The 19,383-nt window shown below is 64.9% G+C and carries 16 protein-coding genes; 8 read left to right on the plus strand and 8 right to left on the minus strand.

Annotated features, from left to right (window positions below; all coding sequences use genetic code 11):
• Nucleotides 1-95: 95 nt before the first annotated feature.
• Both CIT40_RS10920 and CIT40_RS10925 read left to right on the plus strand, forming a co-directional pair.
• Nucleotides 96-3,275 (plus strand): efflux RND transporter permease subunit, encoded by a 3,180-nt coding sequence (locus CIT40_RS10920; protein ID WP_094892480.1) that lies wholly within the window; start codon nt 96-98, stop codon nt 3,273-3,275.
• Nucleotides 3,262-4,458, plus strand: a complete 1,197-nt coding sequence (locus CIT40_RS10925) for an efflux RND transporter periplasmic adaptor subunit (RefSeq protein WP_094892481.1) — start codon at nt 3,262-3,264, stop codon at nt 4,456-4,458. The genes CIT40_RS10920 and CIT40_RS10925 overlap by 14 nt, the downstream gene beginning before the upstream one ends.
• A gap of 101 nt (nt 4,459-4,559) precedes the next feature.
• Here CIT40_RS10925 and CIT40_RS10930 read toward each other — a convergent pair whose 3' ends face one another.
• Both CIT40_RS10930 and CIT40_RS10935 read right to left on the minus strand, forming a co-directional pair.
• The gene (locus tag CIT40_RS10930; RefSeq protein ID WP_094892482.1) at nt 4,560-6,071 is read right to left on the minus strand and encodes an acetyl-CoA acetyltransferase; all 1,512 of its coding nucleotides are present in this window, start codon (nt 6,069-6,071) and stop codon (nt 4,560-4,562) included.
• Nucleotides 6,072-6,256: 185 nt separating this feature from the next.
• A complete protein-coding gene (locus CIT40_RS10935; RefSeq protein WP_094892483.1) occupies nt 6,257-7,390 on the minus strand; it encodes a nitronate monooxygenase in 1,134 nt (377 codons plus the stop codon).
• Nucleotides 7,391-7,754: 364 nt separating this feature from the next.
• On the opposite strand from CIT40_RS10935, the gene yghU reads away from it, so the two are divergent.
• Complete coding sequence (gene yghU, locus CIT40_RS10940) at nt 7,755-8,630, plus strand: glutathione-dependent disulfide-bond oxidoreductase (RefSeq protein WP_094892484.1); 876 nt, start codon at nt 7,755-7,757, stop codon at nt 8,628-8,630.
• Between the two features lie 229 nt (nt 8,631-8,859).
• Here the strand turns inward: yghU and CIT40_RS10945 are convergent, their stop codons facing one another.
• From CIT40_RS10945 to CIT40_RS10965, 5 genes are all read right to left on the minus strand, one after another.
• Nucleotides 8,860-9,588 (minus strand): N-acetyltransferase, encoded by a 729-nt coding sequence (locus tag CIT40_RS10945; RefSeq protein ID WP_334265249.1) that lies wholly within the window; start codon nt 9,586-9,588, stop codon nt 8,860-8,862.
• Nucleotides 9,589-9,605: 17 nt separating this feature from the next.
• A complete protein-coding gene (locus CIT40_RS10950) occupies nt 9,606-10,223 on the minus strand; it encodes a flavin reductase family protein (protein ID WP_094892485.1) in 618 nt (205 codons plus the stop codon).
• A gap of 112 nt (nt 10,224-10,335) precedes the next feature.
• Nucleotides 10,336-11,613: an acyl-CoA dehydrogenase family protein gene (locus tag CIT40_RS10955; protein WP_094892486.1), complete on the minus strand. Its 1,278-nt coding sequence runs from the start codon at nt 11,611-11,613 to the stop codon at nt 10,336-10,338.
• 297 nt (nt 11,614-11,910) lie between these two features.
• On the minus strand, nt 11,911-12,291 hold the full coding sequence (locus CIT40_RS10960; protein WP_094892487.1) for a VOC family protein: 381 nt from the start codon (nt 12,289-12,291) through the stop codon (nt 11,911-11,913).
• 131 nt (nt 12,292-12,422) lie between these two features.
• A complete protein-coding gene (locus CIT40_RS10965; protein WP_094892494.1) occupies nt 12,423-13,202 on the minus strand; it encodes an SDR family NAD(P)-dependent oxidoreductase in 780 nt (259 codons plus the stop codon).
• A gap of 167 nt (nt 13,203-13,369) precedes the next feature.
• Here CIT40_RS10965 and CIT40_RS10970 point away from each other — a divergent pair, with 167 nt between their 5' ends.
• From CIT40_RS10970 to CIT40_RS10980, 3 genes are read left to right on the plus strand one after another with little or no spacing between them, the layout of a single operon-like run.
• Nucleotides 13,370-14,158, plus strand: coding sequence for an enoyl-CoA hydratase/isomerase (locus CIT40_RS10970; RefSeq protein ID WP_094892495.1), 789 nt, complete (start codon nt 13,370-13,372; stop codon nt 14,156-14,158).
• 10 nt (nt 14,159-14,168) lie between these two features.
• The gene (locus tag CIT40_RS10975) at nt 14,169-15,155 is read left to right on the plus strand and encodes a phosphotransferase family protein (protein WP_094892488.1); all 987 of its coding nucleotides are present in this window, start codon (nt 14,169-14,171) and stop codon (nt 15,153-15,155) included.
• A gap of 3 nt (nt 15,156-15,158) precedes the next feature.
• Nucleotides 15,159-15,536, plus strand: coding sequence for a DUF6285 domain-containing protein (locus CIT40_RS10980; protein WP_094892489.1), 378 nt, complete (start codon nt 15,159-15,161; stop codon nt 15,534-15,536).
• Nucleotides 15,537-15,707: 171 nt separating this feature from the next.
• Here the strand turns inward: CIT40_RS10980 and CIT40_RS10985 are convergent, their stop codons facing one another.
• On the minus strand, nt 15,708-16,487 hold the full coding sequence (locus tag CIT40_RS10985; protein ID WP_094892490.1) for an enoyl-CoA hydratase-related protein: 780 nt from the start codon (nt 16,485-16,487) through the stop codon (nt 15,708-15,710).
• Nucleotides 16,488-16,701: 214 nt separating this feature from the next.
• Here CIT40_RS10985 and CIT40_RS10990 point away from each other — a divergent pair, with 214 nt between their 5' ends.
• A complete protein-coding gene (locus tag CIT40_RS10990) occupies nt 16,702-17,976 on the plus strand; it encodes an acyl-CoA dehydrogenase family protein (RefSeq protein ID WP_094892491.1) in 1,275 nt (424 codons plus the stop codon).
• A gap of 115 nt (nt 17,977-18,091) precedes the next feature.
• Nucleotides 18,092-19,375, plus strand: a complete 1,284-nt coding sequence (locus CIT40_RS10995; protein ID WP_094890650.1) for an IS701 family transposase — start codon at nt 18,092-18,094, stop codon at nt 19,373-19,375.
• The last annotated feature ends 8 nt before the right edge of the window (nt 19,376-19,383 follow it).

Raw genomic sequence — 19,383 nt, forward strand, 5'->3', positions numbered from 1 at the left:
CATTAGCGTTTCCCGCGGTGCTCGGGTAAAGGGGGATGGGGAAGCGCCGTGGGGGCGGCTTCCGCATTCTCGCTTGACCTGGATTTGCCTGGCGCATGATTGCTCTGGTCCGTATTGCCCTGAGCCGGCCCTATACGTTCGTCGTGCTCGCGATCCTGCTGCTGATCATCGGACCGCTCGCGGCGCTGCGGACCCCGACCGACATCTTCCCGGACATCCGCATTCCCGTGATCGGCGTGGTCTGGCAGTACACCGGCCTGCCGCCGGACCAGATGTCAGGCCGCATCACGACGCCGTTCCAGCGCGCGCTGACGACCACGGTCAACGACATCGAGCACATCACGGCCAATTCCTATAACGGCTTTGGCATCATCAAGATCTTCTTCCAGCCCAACGTCGATATCCGCACCGCCAACGCGCAGGTGACCGCGATCTCGCAGACGCTGATCAAGCAGATGCCGCCCGGCGCGACGCCGCCCTTGATCCTGAACTATTCGGCCTCCACCGTGCCGATCGTCCAGGTGGCGCTGTCGGGCGATGGGCTCACCGAGCAGAACCTTGCCGACATCGGCATCAATCAGCTCCGTACGCCGCTCGTCACCGTGCCTGGCGCGGCGATCCCGTATCCGTTCGGCGGCAAGCAGCGCCAGGTCACGATCGACCTCGATCCCACCGCCCTGCAGGCCCGCGGTCTGTCCGGGCAGGACGTCGCCAATGCGCTCGCGGCGCAGAACCTGATCACGCCGGTCGGCACCCAGAAGATCGGCCAGTTCGAATACAACATCCAGCTCAACAACTCGCCGCTCAGGATCGACGAACTCGGCAACCTCCCGATCAAGACGGTCAACGGCGCCATGGTCTATGTGCGCGACGTTGCGAGCGTACGCGACGGCAATCCGCCGCAGACCAACATCGTCCATGTCGACGGCAACCGCTCGGTGCTGATGATGGTGCTGAAGGCGGGCGCGACCTCGACGCTCGACATCATCGCCGGCATCAAGCAGAAGGTCATCGACGTCAAGGACCAGCTCCCCGACGCGCTCAAGATCGGCTTCATCGGCGATCAGTCGGTGTTCGTCCGCGGCGCGATCCAGGGCGTCGCCGTCGAGGGCGTGATCGCGGCGCTGCTGACCAGCGTCATGATCCTGTTGTTCCTCGGCAGCTGGCGCTCGACCATCATCATCGCAGTCTCGATCCCGCTGTCGGTGCTGGGTGCCATCATCATGCTGTCGGCGATCGGCGAGACGCTCAACATCATGACGCTCGGCGGCCTTGCGCTCGCGGTCGGCATCCTCGTCGACGACGCCACGGTCACGATCGAGAACATCAATTACCATCTGGAGCAGGGCAAGCCGGTCGAGCAGTCGATCCTCGACGGCGCCAACCAGATCGTGACGCCGGCCTTCGTGTCGCTGCTGTGCATCTGCATCGTGTTCGTGCCGATGTTCTTCCTCTCGGGCGTCGCGCGCTTCCTGTTCGTGCCGATGGCGGAAGCCGTGATGTTCGCGATGATCTGGTCCTTCATCCTGTCGCGCACCCTGGTGCCGACCATGGCGAACTATCTGCTGCAGGCGCATGTCCATCACGAAGGCGGGCCGCCGAAATCGCGCAATCCGCTGGTCTGGTTCCAGCGTGGCTTCGAGGCGCGGTTCGAGCGCATCCGCGGCGGCTACCATGGCTTCCTCGGGCTGGCGCTGGCGCATCGCGCCGTGTTCGTGATCGGCTTCATCTGCGTGGTCGGCGCGTCCTTCGCGCTGGTCCCGTTCCTCGGGCGCAACTTCTTTCCCGCCGTCGACGCCGGCAACATCCTGATGCATGTCCGCACCCAGGTCGGCACCCGCGTCGAGGAGACCGCCAATCAGCTCGCCGACGTGCAGAAAGCAGTCCGCAAGCTGATCCCCGGCGAGATCGAGACCATGACCGACAACATCGGCATGCCGATCTCCGGCATCAACATGACCTACAACAACACCGGCGTGATCGGCCCGCAGGACGGTGACATCCAGATCAAGCTCAGGGAAGGCCACAAGCCGACCGAGGAACACGTGAGAGTGTTGCGCGAGCAGCTGCCGCGGTTGTTCCCCGGCGTCAGCTTCGCCTTCCTCCCCGCCGACATCGTCAGCCAGATCCTGAACTTCGGCGCGCCGGCCCCGATCGACCTGCAGATCCGCGGTGCCAACGTTGCCGCCAACTTCACCTATGCCAACAGCCTGCTCGCCAAGGTCCGCCGGATTCCCGGCGTGGCCGATGCGCGCATCCAGCAGTCGCCGAACAACCCGACCTTCAACATCGATGTCGACCGCACCCGCGCGCAATATGTCGGCCTGACCGAGCGCGACGTCACCAACAGCCTCGTGGTCAATCTCGCCGGCTCATCGCAGGTCGCGCCGACCTACTACCTCAGCCCCGACAACGGCGTGTCCTATTCGATCGTGATGCAGACGCCGCAGTACCAGATCGACTCGCTCAGCGCGCTGCAGACGCTGCCGATCACCGCGGCCGGCGCCTCGCAGTCGCCGATCCTCGGCGGCATCGCCGATATCAAGCGCTCGGCCTCCAGCGCGGTCGTCTCGCAATACGACATCCAGTCGATGGTGCAGATCTTTGCGACGACCTCCGGCCGCGATCTCGGCGCGGTCGCCGCCGACATCCGCCGAGTGATTGCCGACACCGCCAGGGAGGTGCCGAAGGGCTCCTCCGTGGTGCTACTCGGCCAGGTGCAGACCATGAACAGCGCCTTCACCGGATTGTTGTTCGGCTTGCTTGGCGCCGTCGTACTGATCTATTTCCTGATCGTCGTGAACTTCCAGTCCTGGTCCGATCCGTTCGTGATCATCACGGCGCTGCCGGCCGCGCTCGCCGGCATCGTCTGGATGCTGTTCGCGACCGGGACCACGCTGTCGGTCCCCGCGCTCACCGGCGCCATCATGTGCATGGGCGTTGCCACCGCCAACAGCGTGCTCGTGATCTCCTTCGCGCGCGAACGCTACGAGGAACTCGGCGATCCCGTCGCCGCGGCGCTGGAAGCCGGCTTCGTCCGGTTCCGCCCGGTGCTGATGACCGCGCTCGCCATGATCATCGGCATGGCGCCGATGGCCCTGGGGCTGGGCGAGGGCGGCGAGCAGAATGCGCCGCTCGGCCGCGCCGTGATCGGCGGCCTAATCTTTGCAACCTTTGCCACGCTGATGTTCGTTCCCGTGGTATTCAGCATGGTCCACAAGAAACAAGGCGCCAAAGCCGCCGCCTCATCGGAGACCCCGCATGTCGCCCACTGAACCCCGCTCCCCGGTTTCGCACCGGAAACTGGGCATCTTCGGCGTGGTGGCGCTGATTGCGGCTGGCCTCGTCGTCGGCACCGGCATCCGCGCCCGCGAGGAGCAGGGCTCCAAATTGAAGGAATGGACCGATGATCAGGCCGTTCCCAGCGTCGCGGTGACCCAGCCCAGCGCCAAGGCTCTCAACGCCACACTCGATCTGCCGGGCCGGCTGGAAGCCTATTATCGCGCGCCGATCTTTGCCCGCGTCCCCGGCTATCTCAAGAGCTGGAGCGCCGATATCGGTGCGCGCGTGAAGGCCGGTCAAGTGATCGCCGAGATCGAGGCGCCCGACCTCGACCAGCAACTGCTGCAGGCCAGAGCCGACCTCGCCAGCCAGCAGGCCAGTGCGAGGTTGTCGGAAGCGACCCTCAATCGCCGCAAGACCCTGGTCGCCTCCAACTTCGTCTCGGCGCAGGAGATCGACGAGCGCACTGCCGATCTCTCCAACAAGAACGCGGCGGTTCGCTCGGGCCAGGCCAATGTCGAGCGGCTGGAAGCGCTCGCCGGCTACAAGAAGATCACCGCGCCGTTCGACGGCGTCGTCACCGCCCGCGACACCGATGTCGGCGCGCTGATCAATGCCGGCGGCGGCTCGGGACCTGCGATGTTCGTGGTCTCCGACATCACCAAGCTGCGCGTCTATGTCAACGTGCCCCAGAATTACGTGCCGGCGATCAAGATCGGCGCCAAGGCCACCCTCGTGATGCCGGAATATCCGAACCGGACCTTCCAGGCCACGGTGGAGGCCTCCTCGCAGGCCGTCGACGTCGCCTCGGGCACCACGCGCATGCAGCTTGGTCTCGACAATTCGAGCGGAGAGCTGATGCCCGGCGGCTATGCCAGCGTGAAGCTCAACCTCCAGCGCGATTCCGCCCCGCTCAGCATTCCCGCCAGCGCGTTGATCTTCAACAGCAGCGGCCTGCGCGTCGCAACCGTCGGCGCCGATGACAAGGTGCTGTTCAAGCCGGTGACCATCGCCCGCGACCTCGGCCGCGAGATCGAGCTCGCGTCGGGGATCGCAGCGGACGATCGCGTCATCACCGCGCCGCCGGACGGCTTGTCCGACGGCGACGAGGTGCGCGTGGTCGGCGCCAAGGCCAAGCCGGCGACCGCGTCGGAGAAGCAGCCGCCGAAGGGGTGAGGGAGTCTGGTAGGGTGGGTTAGCGCAGCGTAACCCACCTCTTCTTTCTCCGCGGATGAAACATTGGTGGGTTACGCCTTCGGCTAACCCACCCTACGACGTCACGCCACCCGCCACTCCGGCACGCCATCCGCCGCCATTGCGATTTCGCCTGTCGATCCCACCGGCGTCCGATCCATATTCAGCAGATGCGCCAGCGTCGCGCTATCGCTCGCCGCAATCCGCGCCAGCGTGCGCCGGTCATCCGCGGTCCGCAGCATCACCACGCCATGCTCGACCCCGCCGCCGCGGCCATAGAGCACCGTAAAGCTCTCGACCTTGCCCTCGCCTGAAACCTCCGGCACGAACTCCGGCACCGCGCCCTTGTTGCGGTCGGCCTCTGCTTGCACGCTCGTCTCCTGCGCCAGCGTCTCGCGCGGCGGCGCCTTCGCCACCACCAGCGCGTGATGCTTGGTAACGAAGCCGCCCTGGCCGTAGAGCAGGCCGAGTTTGGCGCCGTCGCGAACACGCCGCACCATCGCGCAGGCCGCGTGCGTCATGTAGGTGTTGAGCGGGGCGCCGAAGAAGGTGAGGCCGCCGGTCACGGTCGGCTGCACGTCGGCGCCGAGGCCGAGCGTTCGCCGCGCCATCTTGGGCACGCAGGGAAAGCAGCTGTAGAGCTCGATCGCATCGAATTTTCTGCCATCGCCGCCGGCGAGATCCATCACTGCCTTGAGTACCGCGTTCTGCGGATGGCTTTCGTAAAACTGATCGCGCAACAGATAGTCGCGCGGCTCTTCCGCCGAGGCGCCGCCGAGCGGGTAGACCAGTCTGTCCTCGGCAATCCCGAGCGCCCGCGCCTTGGCGAGGCTGGTGAGCAGCAGCGCGCCGCCCATGTTGACGCTGGGATTGGCGACCATCAGCTTGTTGTAGGGCCAGGCGATCAGGCGATTGTCCGCCGTCGGCGTCGTGATTTCCTCCGGCGTATAGCGCCGCTTCAGCCAGGCATTGGGATTTTGCACGGCGGCTTCCGAATAGCGCGACCATAGCGTCCCCGATTCCGCCATCGCCTCACGCGGCGTCTGGCCCCAATGCGCGGAGGAGGCCGCCTCGTAGAACGGATAGACCGTGACGGGCCGGAACACCCCTAACTTCACCGCCAGCGGCTTCTGGAACGCCGCGCCGCGCTTGGGCTCCTCGACGTCATGGGCGAACGGCGTCCACGGCAACGCGACGCCGGCGCGCTCCGCCTTGGTCGCGGTCGACTGCGCCTCGGCACCACAAACAGCGGCCACCGTGCACTCGCCGCGCGCGATGCGCTTGGCGGCTTCGTGGATATAGCGGATCGGGCTCTCGCCGCCGACCGGGCCGTAATAGCAATGCGCAGGCGTGATGCCGAGGCGTTGCGCCAACAGCTTCTCGGGATCGCGATAGCGCCAGCTCAGGAAGTTGACGACGTCGAGCGACTGCACCTCGCCGAGCAGCTTGGCGCCGGCGTCCTGCTCGGCGCGCCGCAGCGCTCGTTCGAGGAGATCGAGCGGCTCGAGGCCCTCGGTGATGTCCTTGGGACGGTCGACGATCTCGCCGATGCCGACGATGACGGGGATATGGTCTTCGGGGGTGGAATTGATCATTTCTTCTTGCTTTGCTTTTCAGATTTCGGGCACGCCGTCTCCCTTCGAGGGCCGCCGAAGAGGCGGCCACCTGAGGGTGACGGCTACACAGACAGCGTCATCCTGAGGTGCGAGTGATGGGGCGCGCGGCGCCCCATCGAGAGCCTCGAAGGATGGGCCGCGAACACCAAGCGAGCCACATGCACCTACTCCGCCACCAGCGCATTCATGTGATCGACGGCTTCGGCGAACTCCTCCTTGAACTCCTGAACCACGGCGCCCGCCGATTTCACGCTGTCGATCAGGCCTACGCCCTGGCCGACGAAATAGCTGACGAGATCGCGCGCTTTGGCATTGCCGCTCGCGGCGGCGCGGTCGATCGAATTGAAGGCGTCCCGGCTGATGATGCTTTGCAGCGGCATCGGCAGCGCGCCCGGGCTGTCCGGCGCGCGGTCCCAGGCATCGGTCCAGACCGAGCGGAGCTGCCGGGCCGGCTTGCCGGTGCGCCCCTTCGAGCGCACCGCGTCGCGCGAGGACGCCGCGATCATCTTCTCGCGAAAAATCTCGCTGGTCTCGGCTTCCACCGTCGCAAGCCAAACCGAACCGGTCCAGGCGCCGGCCGCGCCCATCGCCATGCAGGCCGCCATCTGTCGACCCGTCATGATGCCGCCGGCGGCCAGCACCGGCACGTCGCGGATCTCTTTGATCGCCTTGATCACCTCGGGCACCAGCACCATGGTCGAGACCTCGCCGCAATGGCCGCCGGCCTCGGTGCCCTGCACCACGAGGATGTCGACACCGGCCGCGACCTGGCGCAGCGCGTGCTCCTTGGCGCCGACGAGGGCTGCGACCGGGACGCCATGTGTCTTGCCCATCTCGATCATCGCCTTCGGCGGCACGCCCAGCGCATTGGCGATCAGGCGGATCGGATGATTAAACGACACTTCGAGCAGCTGCAGCGCCGTCTTGGCGTCGAACGGCTGCGGCTGATCGGCCGCGACCTCCGTGGTCGTCAGCTCGATGTCGTACTTCTTCAGGAGCTCGCGGGTATAAGTGCGGTGCTCCTGCGGCACGCGCGCTTCCAGGCTCTTCCAGGTGACGTCCTTCTCGCCCGAGGTCGAGATGTTTTCGGGAATGAGGACGTCGATGCCATAGGGTTTGCCGTCGACATGGTCGTCGATCCATTTCAGCTCGCGCTCGAGCGTGTCGGGCGTGTGCACGGTGGCGCCGAGCACGCCGAAGCCGCCGGCACGGCTGACAGCGGCGACGACATCGCGGCAATGGCTGAAGGCCAGCAGCGGGAATTCTATGCCCAGCATGTCGCAGATCGGCGATTTCATGGCTCTTTCTCCCGGCGGCCCCGGCGTTTTCGTTGCTTTCGCCGGGCGAAGCAAGGGTAACGCAAGCCGATCGATGACATGCCGGATTCGGCGAGGCATCTTGTGTGTAGGCGTCGCGCTCATCTCAGCAGGCTGACCGCCCGTCATTCCGGGGCTCGCGTGGCGAGAGCCCGGAATCCATGTCTCCGATCATTCCTGGCGGCCCGATGGATTCCGGGTTCGCCCTGCGGGCGCCCCGGAATGACGGGGGGAGGGGCGCCATGACAAAACGTGAAGTTGTCCGGCCCGGTAATGCGCTGGGCGCCCTTGTCATCGGCCGTCCCAGGGCTAATTAATGCAGACGCATCTTTCCGCCGGAGCCCCCATGACCGACACCCCCGCCTACGTGCCGCCCAAAGTCTGGACCTGGAACAAGGAGAATGGCGGGCAGTTCGCCAGCATCAACCGCCCGATCGCCGGTCCCACCCACGACAAGGAGCTGCCGGTCGGCAAGCATCCCTTCCAGCTCTATTCGCTGGCGACGCCGAACGGGGTGAAGGTCACGGTGATGCTGGAGGAGCTTCTGGCGCTCGGCCACAAGGGCGCCGAGTATGACGCCTGGCTGATCAAGATCGGCAATGGCGACCAGTTCGGCAGCGGTTTCGTCGACATCAACCCGAACTCCAAGATTCCTGCGCTGATGGATCGCTCCGGTCCGGAGCCCATCCGGGTGTTCGAGTCCGGCTCGATCCTGTTTTACCTCGCCGAGAAGTTCGGCGCCTTCCTGCCGAAGGACATCAAGGCCCGTACCGAGGCGATGTCCTGGCTGTTCTGGCAGATGGGCAGCGCGCCCTATCTCGGCGGCGGCTTCGGCCATTTCTACGCCTATGCGCCGTTCAAGATCGAATACGCCATCGATCGTTTCGCGATGGAGGTCAAGCGTCAGCTCGACGTGCTCGACCGGCGCCTGGCCGACAACGAATATCTCGCAGGCAAGGAGTATACGATCGCCGACATGGCGGTGTGGCCCTGGTACGGCGCGCTCGCCAAGGGGCTGGTGTATGGCGCCGGTGAATTCCTCTCGGTCCAGGACTACAGGAACGTGCAGCGCTGGACCGACCAGATTGCCCAGCGCCCCGCCGTGAAGCGCGGCCGCATGGTCAACCGCGTCTCCGGCGATCCCGCCAGCCAGCTCCACGAGCGTCACGACGCCAGCGATTTCGACACGAAGACGCAGGACAAGATCGCGCCGGCGACCTGATTTCTCTGCGGCCATCCTTCGAGACGCCCGCCTTCGGCGGGCTCCTCAGGATGAGGTGAGGAGTGCGCGGATGCAGTTTCAACGGGCGCGACGCTGATGAGCCTCATCCTGAGGAGGCGCGTAAGCGCCGTCTCGAAGGACGAGGCGTGTGCGCAGGCCGCTGCAACGAGTCATATGCCTTAGCCCAGTCGCAAGCGGGCGAGTAGGAGTTGGCGCGGCGAGCTTCGCCTCAATCCGGCAATGTCTCGCCGGAGCCGCCGAGATCCGCCGGCAGATCGGCATATTTCGGCAGACCGTCCCTGACCGATACCATCTTGCTCGCGTAATTCGCGTGCAGGGTCGGCCGATGCTGGTATCCCTTCAGCAGATTGGCATAGACGTCGATCAGCCGCATCCGCGGATGTTCGGTCATGACGTGGCCGCCGCAGCGCTTGCAGAATTTTCGATAGGAATGTTCGGTCTTGTTGAAGGTCCCGAGCTCCGCCTCGCCCTTGATGATGCGCACGCTGTCCGACTTCCACAGGCTGAACGCGTTGATCGGCGCGGCCGACCACGCCTGGCAGTCGGCGCAATGGCAATAGCCTGCAAACATCGGCTTGCCCGTGACCTCGACCTCGACGGCTCCGCAGAAGCAACCGGCGCGATAGCTCGCCTGCGGCTCGGCCTGCGCATCCCCGTCATCCGCCAAGAGGTCGTTGTAGGCTGGATCCTTGCGCATGAAATTACGGATGAAATCGCACTCGACCGAAAGCTTGCGCTTCTGCGTCCGCACGGCATCCAGCGTGGAGCGGCCGAGCTTCGAGCCGATGCCGCGGCCACCGAGTTCCGGCGGGACCTCGGTGTGTACCAACGTGATCGCGCCGTCGGTCTTGCGGTAGGTGACGAAGGCGACCGGCCCGTCGACGTCGAGTTCGAACCGCTCACGTTCTTCGTTGTCGCGAAAGGCTTCCGGCATCATCGCGCTCCCAAGTTCGGCTATCTGGCCTTGACGCCTTCGGCCGCCGGAAAAACCACGCGGTCGTCGGTGCGGCAATAGCGGTCGGCGAACATCCGGCCGATCGGGTGGTAGCGGTCCATGTGCACGCGCATGGCCTTGTCGTCCCACAATTCGTCGCGAATGTGGAAGTGGAGGCCTTCGCCCATGATCAGGCGGCGATCGTCGTTGACGTCGATCAGCTTCCAGAGCTTGCACTCCATCGCCCATGGCGTGTCGGCGAGCCGTGGCACTGCGATTGTCGTCGAGGGCGCAAGCTTCAGGCCGAGATAGTCGGGTTCGCCGATCTCGGGCGGAAAATCGCCGCTGCTCTCGTGCATCGCCCGCGCCAGCGGCTCGTCCGCGAGGTTGACCACGAATTCGCCGGTGCGCTGGATGTTGAGGAAGGTGTCCTTGTCCTGGCCATCAGGCCTGCGGTTCGCCGCGAACATGCAGAGCGGCGGATCCTCGCAGAATGCGTTGAAGAAGCTGAACGGCGCGGCGTTGACCACGCCGGTCGGCCCGACCGTCGTCACCCATGCGATCGGCCGCGGCAGGATGAAGGACGTCAGCACCTTGTAGCGCTCGCGTGGCGTGAGGTCTCGGGCGGCGTAGTCCATGGTCGCTCCTCGGCAAGTCGTCATTGCCGGGCTTGACCCGGCAATCCATCATCCTGAAGAGATGTCCCCTTCGATGGATGCGCGGGTCAAGCCCGCGCATGACGAGTTGAGATCACGCCATGCTCAGTTCGTGGCGTCCGACAACCATCCAGTGCACCTCGTCCGGACCATCCGCGAAGCGCAGGTGGCGGACGTCCTGGTACATCTCCGCGAGCGGGGTCCAGTGCGAGATGCCGGTGGCGCCGTGCATCTGGATCGACTGGTCGATGATCTTGCAGGCGCGCTCAGGCACCATGGCCTTGACCATGGAAACCCAGACGCGGGCTTCCTTGTTGCCGAGCACGTCCATCGCCTTGGCGGCCTTCAGCACCATCAGCCGCATCGCCTCGATCTCGCAGCGCGCCTGCGCGATGATCTGCATGTTGCCGCCGAGATGGGCGATCTTCTTGCCGAAGGCTTCGCGGGTGAGGCCACGCTGCACCATCAGGTCCAGCGCCTTCTCGGCCTTGCCGATGGTGCGCATGCAGTGATGGATGCGCCCGGGTCCGAGGCGAAGCTGCGAGATCTCGAAGCCGCGGCCTTCGCCGAGCAAGATGTTCTCCTTGGGCACCCGCACATTGTTGAAGCGCATGTGCATGTGGCCGCGCGGCGCGTGGTCCTGGCCGAACACGTACATGGGACCGAGCACCTCGACGCCGGGCGTGTCGCGCGGCACCAGGATCTGCGATTGCTGCTTGCTCGGCGCCGCGTCCGGATTGGTCTTCACCATCACGATGAGGATCTTGCAGCGGGGATCGCCGACGCCGGAGATGTAGTACTTCTCGCCGTTGATCACCCATTCGTCGCCGACGAGCTTTGCGGTGGTGGAAATGTTCTTGGCGTCGGAGGAGGCGACGTTCGGCTCGGTCATGACATAGGCCGAGCGGATCTCGCCGTTCATCAGCGGCTTCAGCCACTTCTCCTTCTGCTCCTTGGTGCCGACACGCTCCAGCACCTCCATGTTGCCGGTGTCGGGGGCCGAGCAGTTCATGGTCTCTGACGCCAGCGGGCTCTTGCCGAGCTCGGAGGCGATATAGGCGTAGTCGAGGTTCTTCAGGCCCTGGCCGGTCTCGTCATCGGGCAGGAAGAAGTTCCAGAGGCCTTCCTTCTTGGCCTTGTTCTTGGCGACCTCGAGCACCTCGAGCTGCTTCGGGGTAAAACTCCAGCGGTCATGCTTGCCCTCGCCGGCCTTGGCGAACTCGATCGACATCGGCTCGACGGTGTCGCGGATGAACTTCCTGACGTGGTCGTAGAGCGGCCGGACCTGGTCCGACATGCGCAGGTCGTTCAGCTCGTCGCCGGGATTGAGGGTGTAGTTGGTGGTGCGGGGAATGTAGCTGTGTTTTGTCATTGTTCCTCCCGGGGACGCTGAGATCGTTCTGGTCGGGAGAATAGTCGCAGCCCGGCAAAAGTGCGAGCGCGCATTTTTCACGCGCAGCCATGCCATGCGATGGAATATCGCGGGGGCGTTTGAAATGTTGTTTGAATGGCGCCGAAGTTTCGGTGTGCAGGTGCGTCAATTTCCGCTGTCATCGCCCGATTCAATCGGGCGATCCAGTACTCCGTGACGCCCATGTTTCACCGAGAAGCCGCGGCGTACTGGATGCCCCGGTCAAGCCGGGGCATGACAGCGGTGGTTGCGGCTAAATCAGTTCGCCAACCGATGCATCGCGCAGATTTTGTTGCCGTCGAGGTCGCGCAGATAGGCGAGATAGAGCTTGCCGCCGGGACCCTGGCGCACGCCGGGCGGATCCTCGATCGATTTTGCGCCGGCCGCGAGGCCGGCGGCGTGCCACGCATCGACCTGCTCGGGCGAATTGCACGCAAAGCCGATGGTGCCGCCATTCGCGCAGGTCGCCGGCTCGCCGTTGATCGGCTTCGACACCGAGAACACCCCGGTCTTGGTGATGTAGAAGATGCGATGGCCGTCGACCCTGGCCGGCCGGACCTCGATCGTACTCAGCAGATGGTCGTAGAACGTCTTGGCCTTGTCGAGATCGTTGGTGCCGATCATGATGTGCGAGAACATTTGCCCATTCCCTTCTGCGCTGACAAAACGATAAGCCGTAGGGTGGGCAAAGCGCAGCGTGCCCACCACAACATTCGAAAGTGCTCAAGGTGGGCACGGCGCAAGCGCGCCTTTGCCCACCCTACGAAATCTCAAAACGCCGTATAGCCGCCATCGATCACAAACGTATCCGCCGTGTGATACGACGACGCCTTGCTCATCAGGTACACCGCGATGCCGCCGAAATCGGAAGCTTCGCCGAAGCGGCGCATCGGAATCCGCGGCATCACGTTGGCGACGAATTTTTCGTTGGCCATGAGACCCGAAGTCATGTCGCTCTTGATCCAGCCGGGCAGGATCGCGTTCGCGGTGACGCCGTGGCGCGCCAGCTCGACGCCGAGCGCGCGGACCAGCGCGTTGATCGCGGCCTTGGTCGCGGCATAATGCTCGTTGCGCGCGGTGCCGAAGATCGACGCCAGGCTCGAGGTCGCGACCAGCCGGCCGAAGGGATCGCCGGCATTGGCGCGCTCGGTCATGTGTCTCGCCGCGGCCTGGAACGCATGGAACACGCCGTCGAGATTGGTCGAAAACATCGCGCGCCATTCCTCCTCGGTGCGCTCGATGAAGGACCGCCGGCCGCCGCCGCCGATGCCGGCATTGGCGAAGCAGCCGTCGACCCGGCCGAAAATGTCGAGCGTCGCCTTCATCGCGGCATTGACCGAAGCCGGATCGGTGACGTCGCAGACGCGGGCATCGACCTTGCCCGACAGGCCGGCCATGCTTGCGGCAGCCGCCTTGTTCTTGTCCGCATTGCGGCCCCAGATCGAGACGTTGCAGCCCTGGCCGGCCAGCGCCTGCGCGATGCCGAGGCCGATGCCGCCATTGCCGCCGGTGATCACGGCCACGCGGCCGGAGAGGTCGAAAAGGTTCATTGCGCGTTTCCTGTCCTTGCGTCTGCGGCGCATCAGCCGCTGCGCGCAAGATTGCTTGCTATGCTCCGATCACCATGGACAAGACCGCGCCAAAAATCAAATATGCGCCCCGGCAAAAGCAATTCCGGTCTGCGAAACTGACGCGGGCCGCAACGCACGAGGAAACCATGCAGTTCAAACACGTCACGCTCGATTTCGATGGCGCGGTCGCGATCCTCAAGCTCGACCATCAGGAGGTGATGAACGCGGTCTCCGTGGACATGCTGGGCGGTCTTGCCGAGGCGCTCGATACGATCGAGGAAAAGAAGGACGAAGTGCGCTGCGTCGTGCTGACCGGCGCGGGCCGAGCCTTCTGCACCGGCGCCAATCTGCAAGGGCGCAACAACCAGTCGAAGAAGACCAAGGCCGGCATGACGCTGGAGACCGGCTTTCATCCCTTCCTGCGCCGCATCCGCAATCTGCATTGCCCGATCGTTACTGCTGTCAACGGCCCGGCCGCAGGTGCCGGCATGAGCTTCGCGCTGCTCGGCGACATGATCTTGTGCGCGCGCTCCTCCTACTTCCTGCAGGCTTTCCGGCGCATCGGGCTCGTGCCGGATTGTGGCTCGACCTGGTTGTTGCCGCGCCTCGTCGGCCGCGCCCGCTCGATCGAATTGTCGCTGATGGGCGAGCGGCTGCCGGCCGAGAAGGCGCTGGAATGGGGCCTCGTCAACCGCGTCTACGACGACGGTGCGCTGATGGAGGAGGCCATGAAGCTCGCGCGCGACCTCGCCAGCGGGCCGACGGTCGCGTTGTCGCTGATCCGCAAGCTCTATTGGGACAGCCCGGAGAATTCCTTCGAGGACCAGCTCAACCTCGAATTCCAGTGCCAGCTCCGCGCCGGCGACACCCAGGATTTCCGCGAGGGCGTCGGCGCGTTCCTGGAGAAGCGCCCCGCCAAATTCAGCGGCAAATGATCAAAGGCAAATGATCGAGACGGAGCTTTCCCGCAGCGTCCAGCGCTGGTGCAAGGGCGCGACCGGCGTCACCGGCGCGGCGAAATTGTCGGGCGGCGCCAGCCAGGAAACCTGGCGCTTCGACATCACCCATCCCGACGGGGCGATCGGCGCGATCCTGCGCCGCTCGCCCAAGGGCTATGGCGCGGCGCCGACGCGTGCGGCCGGCCTTGCCGCTGAAGTGCAACTGATGCAGCTCGCCTTCGAGGCCGGCGTGCCGTCGCCACGCGTGCTGCATGTGCTCGTGCCGGAGGACGACCTCGGCACCGGCTTCATCATGCAGCGGGTGGAGGGCGAAACCATCGCACGCAAGATTCTTCGCGATGAGGAGTACGCGGCGGCGCGGCCGCGTCTCGCGCGGCAGATCGGCGGCATTCTCGCCGGCCTGCACCGGCTGCCCAGGGACAGACTGCCCGAGCTGCGCAGCCGCGGCGCGACCGAGGAGATTGCCGAGCTCGATCGCGACTATCGCAGCTTGAACTGGCCAAAGCCGGTGTTCGAGCTGGCGCTGCGCTGGCTGCGTGACCACGATCCCGGTCCGTCCGGCGAGACCACATTGGTGCACGGCGATTTCCGCAACGGCAATCTCATCATCGGCGCCGATGGCGTGCGCGCCGTGCTCGACTGGGAACTCGCCCATCTCGGCGATCCCATGGAGGATCTCGGCTGGGTCTGTGTCAACTCCTGGCGCTTCGGCGAGATCGACAAGCCCGTGGGCGGTTTTGGCACACGCGAAGATCTGTTCGCGGGTTATGAGGCCGCGGGCCGCAAGGTCGATCCGGCCCGCGTCAAGTTCTGGGAAGTGATGGGCTCGCTGCGCTGGGGCATCATGTGTGGCGGCATGATGCAGCGCTTTCGCGAAGGCCCTGATCACTCCATGGAGCGCGCCATGATCGGCCGCCGCGCGTCCGAGACCGAGATCGATCTGTTGCGGCTGCTTGCGCCGCGCGGGAGCTGACAGATGCAGGACGAGCCGACCCCGATCGAGCTGACCAAGTCCGTCGCCGATTTCTTGCGCAACGATATCGCCCCGCTGATCTCCGGCCACCAGGCCTTCAAGCTCCGCGTCGCCATCAACATCCTCGATCTCGTCACGCGACAGCTGACGCGCGAGGAGGGAAGCGATGCCGCGGAAGTGGCGCGCCTGCGCGCGTTGCTCGGCGTGGACGGCTCGGTGGCGGATCTCAACCGCGCGCTCGCCGAGCGTATCGCCAAAGGCGAGGTCGATTTGGCGACGCCAGGCCTCGCCGAGCACCTCTGGGCAACCACGATGGACAAGCTGGCGGTGGATCAGCCGAACTACGCGTCCTACAAGCGCGAACTGGGGCGAGGCGGTTAAGGAAGTCTGGGCTCCACACTCGCTGTCATCGCCCGCGAAGGCGGGCGATCCAGTACTCCGAGACGATTGTGGTTGAAACGATAGGGTGCGGCTTACTGGATGCCCCGGTCAAGCCCGGGCATGACACCGGTATTGTCGGAGATGCACGTCGCGGCCACGAGCGAAGAGCTCCTACTTCCCCGCCCATTTCGGCGGCCGCTTCTCCGAGAACGCCTTCGGGCCCTCGATGTAGTCCTGCGAGGCGACCATCGCCTGCACCGCCGGGTATTCGCGCTGTTCCGCGATCGCCTGCTCCAGCGAGACGCCGAGCCCTTTCTGGATCGCCTGCTTCGAGGCCCGGATCGACATCGGCGAGTTCTTGGTGATCATCTCCGCCCAGCGCAGCGCGCCCTTGAGCGCCTCGCCCTGCGGCACCACCTCGTTGACGAAGCCGAGTTCGTGGCCCTCCTTGGCGCTGACGTGGCGCGCGGTGAGGATCATGCCCATGGCGCGCTTCAGGCCGATCTGCCGCGGCAGCCGGTGCAGGCCGCCGGCGAGCGCGGCGAGGCCGACCCGCGGCTCGGGCAGGGCGAAGGTCGCATTCTCCGAGGCTATGATGAGGTCGCAGGCCAGCGCGATCTCGAAGCCGCCGCCCATCGCGACGCCATTCACTGCGGCGATGATTGGCTTGTCGCAGTCGAAGCGCGCGGTGAGGCCGGCAAAGCCGCCCTTGTCCCAGCCGCGCTTTCCGCCCGCCGCCTGCCATTTCAGGTCGTTGCCGGCGCAGAACGCCTTGTCGCCGGCGCCGGTGACGATCGCGACCCACTGCTCGGCATCCGCCGAGAAATCGTCGAATACCTTCTGGAGCTCGAAATGCGCATCGGTGTGCAGCGCGTTGTAGACCTCGGGCCGTGACAGCGTCACGATCGTGATCGGCCCCTTGCGTTCCACCTTGGAAAATTTCAGCTCCATCGTGCGCTCCCGCATTCTCTTGTGAAGGAATATTTGGCGGCATATTACCGCGCGTCGGCGCTGGAGCACCATCGAATTGCGCGGGCGCGCCTTGCGCATGCCACACGTCTCGCTTTGCTTGACTTGCACGCGCTCTTCTCAGCTTAATCGCACGAAGCCGAAACGCGCCTAGCGCCTTAACGCAAAACGACAAAATCAATCCGGGAGAGAACCTGTGGATTTCTCATTGCCTGCCGATCTCGTCGCCTATCTCGCGGAGCTCGACCGTTTCATCGAACGCGAGATCAAGCCGCTGGAGCAGGCCGACGACAACATCCGCTTCTTCGATCATCGCCGCGAATGGGCGCGCACCGATTTCGAGAACGGCGGCCTGCCGCGGCATGAATGGGAGCAGCTGCTGCGCAAGGCCAAGGATCTCGCCGACGCGGCCGGCCATCTGCGCTTTCCAGTGCCGAAGCAATATGGCGGCAAGGATGGCTCCAACCTCTGGATGGCCGTGATCCGCGAGCATTTTGCCGCAAAGGGTCTCGGCCTGCACAACGATTTGCAGAACGAGCATTCCGTCGTCGGCAACTTTCCCGTCGTCACCATGCTCGACCGCTATGGCCGCGACGACCAGAAGGCGATGATCGACGGCTCGATCAGGGGCAAGTACCGCATCACGTTCGGCCTCACCGAGCCCAATCACGGCTCGGACGCCACCCACATGGAAACGCGCGCGGTGCCGGCTGTCCGCGACAACGTCAAGGGCTGGATCATCAATGGCGAGAAGATGTGGACCACAGGCATGCACGTTGCCACGCATTGCGCGCTGTTCGCGCGCACCTCGGGCAATGACGGCGATGCCCGCGGCATCACCTGCTTCCTGGTGCCGGCCAAAAGCCATGGCGTGAAGGTCGAGGAGTACATGTGGACCTTCAACATGCCGACCGACCATCCCCGCGTCAGCTTCACCGATGTGTTCGTGCCGGAGGATGCGCTGTTCGGCGAGGTCGGCCGCGGCCTGTCGCTGGCGCAATGCTTCGTCCACCAGAACCGCATCCGCCAGGCCGCAAGCTCGCTCGGCGCGGCCGTCTACTGCATCAACGAAAGCGTCAAGTATGCGCGCGAGCGAAAGCCGTTCGGCCGCGCGCTCGCCGAGAACCAGGCGATCCAGTTCCCGCTGGTCGAACTCGCGACGCAAGCGGAGATGCTGCGCCTGCTGATCCGCAAGACCGCCTGGGAAATGGATCAGCTCACCGAGGAGCAGGTCGAGCGCACGCTCTCCGACCGCGTCTCGATGTGCAATTACTGGGCAAACCGCCTCTGCTGCGAATCCGCCGACCGCGCCATGCAGGTCCATGGCGGCATGGGCTACTCACGCCACAAGCCGTTCGAGCACATCTACCGCCATCACCGCCGCTATCGCATCACCGAGGGCAGCGAAGAGATCCAGATGCGCAAGGTGGCGGGGTTCCTGTTCGGGTATATGGGACCGGGGAAGCATTGAGGCGCGCGCCGCTCTCGTAGGGTGGGTTAGTACTACTGAGTCAGCCTGTCGCGGTCTATTGAGACTGAGAATCAAGTATTTGGGGAGATTCGTTATTTGGCACTTGGAGGGCCAGATGGATCTCGATCAGGGCGGAGATTGCGAAGCGCGGTTTGGGAAGTACGTAGCGGGTCTTGGGAGCGTGATCGGTCACGCGGATCGGACGAGGCAGCTGCGTGACTACTGCACCGGCCTGATACTGCCGGGTGAGCGCAAGAGCGTGGAGCCGATGGCAGCGCGGACGGCACCGGCTCGAGCGTCCGCCCAGCACCAATCTCTGTTGCATTTTGTCGCCGACGCGACCTGGTCGGACGAGGATGTGCTCGCCAAGGTGCGAGAGCTTGTGCTGCCTGCGATCGAGAGGAGCGGACCGATCGAGGCGTGGATCATCGACGACACCTCGTTCCCCAAGCAAGGCAAGCATTCGGTCGGCGTACATCACCAATATTGCGGGCAACTCGGCAAGCAGGCCAATTGCCAGGTGGCAGTGTCGCTGTCGATCGCCAACCGCTCTGCCAGCTTGCCGGTCGCCTATCGGCTCTATCTTTCACAGGAGTGGGCCAAGGACCGTGTCCGACGGAACAAGGCAGGCGTTCCGAAGGAGGTCAAGTTCAAGACAAAGTCGCAAATTGCACTGGAGCAGATCAGATGGGCCTGCAAGGCCGGCCTGCCGCGCGGCGTTGGACTGATGGACGCGGCCTATGGCAGGGACTCGCAACTGCGCGCGGGCATGACGGAGTTGGGGGTGCCTTACGTGGTCAGCATCGTGCCGACCATATTGATGTGGGCCCCAGGCAGCGGCCCACGGCGGATGGACAAGCCGATGAACAACACGGGCCGTCGCGACGAGCCCGATCTGATCTCGGCCAAGAAGGTGGCGCTCGGTTTGCCGAAGCAGGCCTGGCGCACGGTGACGTGGCGCGAAGGCTCGGCTGAGAAGTTGTCCTCGCGCTTCGCGCATGTGCGCGTCCGCGTCGGGTACAACAAGCTGATCCCCGAGACATCATCGCCCGAATGGCTGTTGATCGAATGGCCGGAGGGCGAAGCAGAGCCCACCAGATACTGGCTCTCGACCTTGCCCGAGACTATCGACATCCAGCAGCTCGTTGACATGGCCAAGCTGCGTTGGCGCATCGAGCGCGACTATCAGGAGCTGAAGCAGGAGGTCGGACTCGGTCACTACGAGGGACGCGGCTGGCGCGGCTTCCATCACCACGCGACCCTGTGCATCGCGGCTTATGGGTTCTTGATCGCCGAGCAGGCGATGATTCCCCCCTCAGGACCTCGTTCCGTCACGCCGCTCCAGGTCCCTGCCTTACCCGACGATTATCGACCCAGAGGCTCTGCCCGCGCGGCCTGAACGCCACG

The organism is Bradyrhizobium amphicarpaeae (genome assembly GCF_002266435.3).
GTDB classification, from domain to species: Bacteria; Pseudomonadota; Alphaproteobacteria; order Rhizobiales; family Xanthobacteraceae; genus Bradyrhizobium; species Bradyrhizobium amphicarpaeae.

Excerpts from the sequence above, each read along its gene's own strand:
- CIT40_RS10960 (WP_094892487.1), bottom strand. The coding sequence starts at position 12,291 with ATGTTCTCGCACATCATGATCGGCACCAACGATCTCGACAAGGCCAAG.
- CIT40_RS10945 (WP_334265249.1), bottom strand. The coding sequence starts at position 9,588 with ATGATGCCGGAAGCCTTTCGCGACAACGAAGAACGTGAGCGGTTCGAA.
- CIT40_RS10980 (WP_094892489.1), top strand. The coding sequence starts at position 15,159 with ATGCAGGACGAGCCGACCCCGATCGAGCTGACCAAGTCCGTCGCCGAT.
- CIT40_RS10955 (WP_094892486.1), bottom strand. The coding sequence starts at position 11,613 with ATGACAAAACACAGCTACATTCCCCGCACCACCAACTACACCCTCAAT.
- CIT40_RS10920 (WP_094892480.1), top strand. The coding sequence starts at position 96 with ATGATTGCTCTGGTCCGTATTGCCCTGAGCCGGCCCTATACGTTCGTC.
- CIT40_RS10995 (WP_094890650.1), top strand. The coding sequence starts at position 18,092 with ATGGATCTCGATCAGGGCGGAGATTGCGAAGCGCGGTTTGGGAAGTAC.
- CIT40_RS10950 (WP_094892485.1), bottom strand. The coding sequence starts at position 10,223 with ATGGACTACGCCGCCCGAGACCTCACGCCACGCGAGCGCTACAAGGTG.
- CIT40_RS10925 (WP_094892481.1), top strand. The coding sequence starts at position 3,262 with ATGTCGCCCACTGAACCCCGCTCCCCGGTTTCGCACCGGAAACTGGGC.
- CIT40_RS10975 (WP_094892488.1), top strand. The coding sequence starts at position 14,169 with ATGATCGAGACGGAGCTTTCCCGCAGCGTCCAGCGCTGGTGCAAGGGC.
- CIT40_RS10935 (WP_094892483.1), bottom strand. The coding sequence starts at position 7,390 with ATGAAATCGCCGATCTGCGACATGCTGGGCATAGAATTCCCGCTGCTG.
- CIT40_RS10965 (WP_094892494.1), bottom strand. The coding sequence starts at position 13,202 with ATGAACCTTTTCGACCTCTCCGGCCGCGTGGCCGTGATCACCGGCGGC.
- CIT40_RS10930 (WP_094892482.1), bottom strand. The coding sequence starts at position 6,071 with ATGATCAATTCCACCCCCGAAGACCATATCCCCGTCATCGTCGGCATC.
- CIT40_RS10985 (WP_094892490.1), bottom strand. The coding sequence starts at position 16,487 with ATGGAGCTGAAATTTTCCAAGGTGGAACGCAAGGGGCCGATCACGATC.
- yghU (WP_094892484.1), top strand. The coding sequence starts at position 7,755 with ATGACCGACACCCCCGCCTACGTGCCGCCCAAAGTCTGGACCTGGAAC.
- CIT40_RS10970 (WP_094892495.1), top strand. The coding sequence starts at position 13,370 with ATGCAGTTCAAACACGTCACGCTCGATTTCGATGGCGCGGTCGCGATC.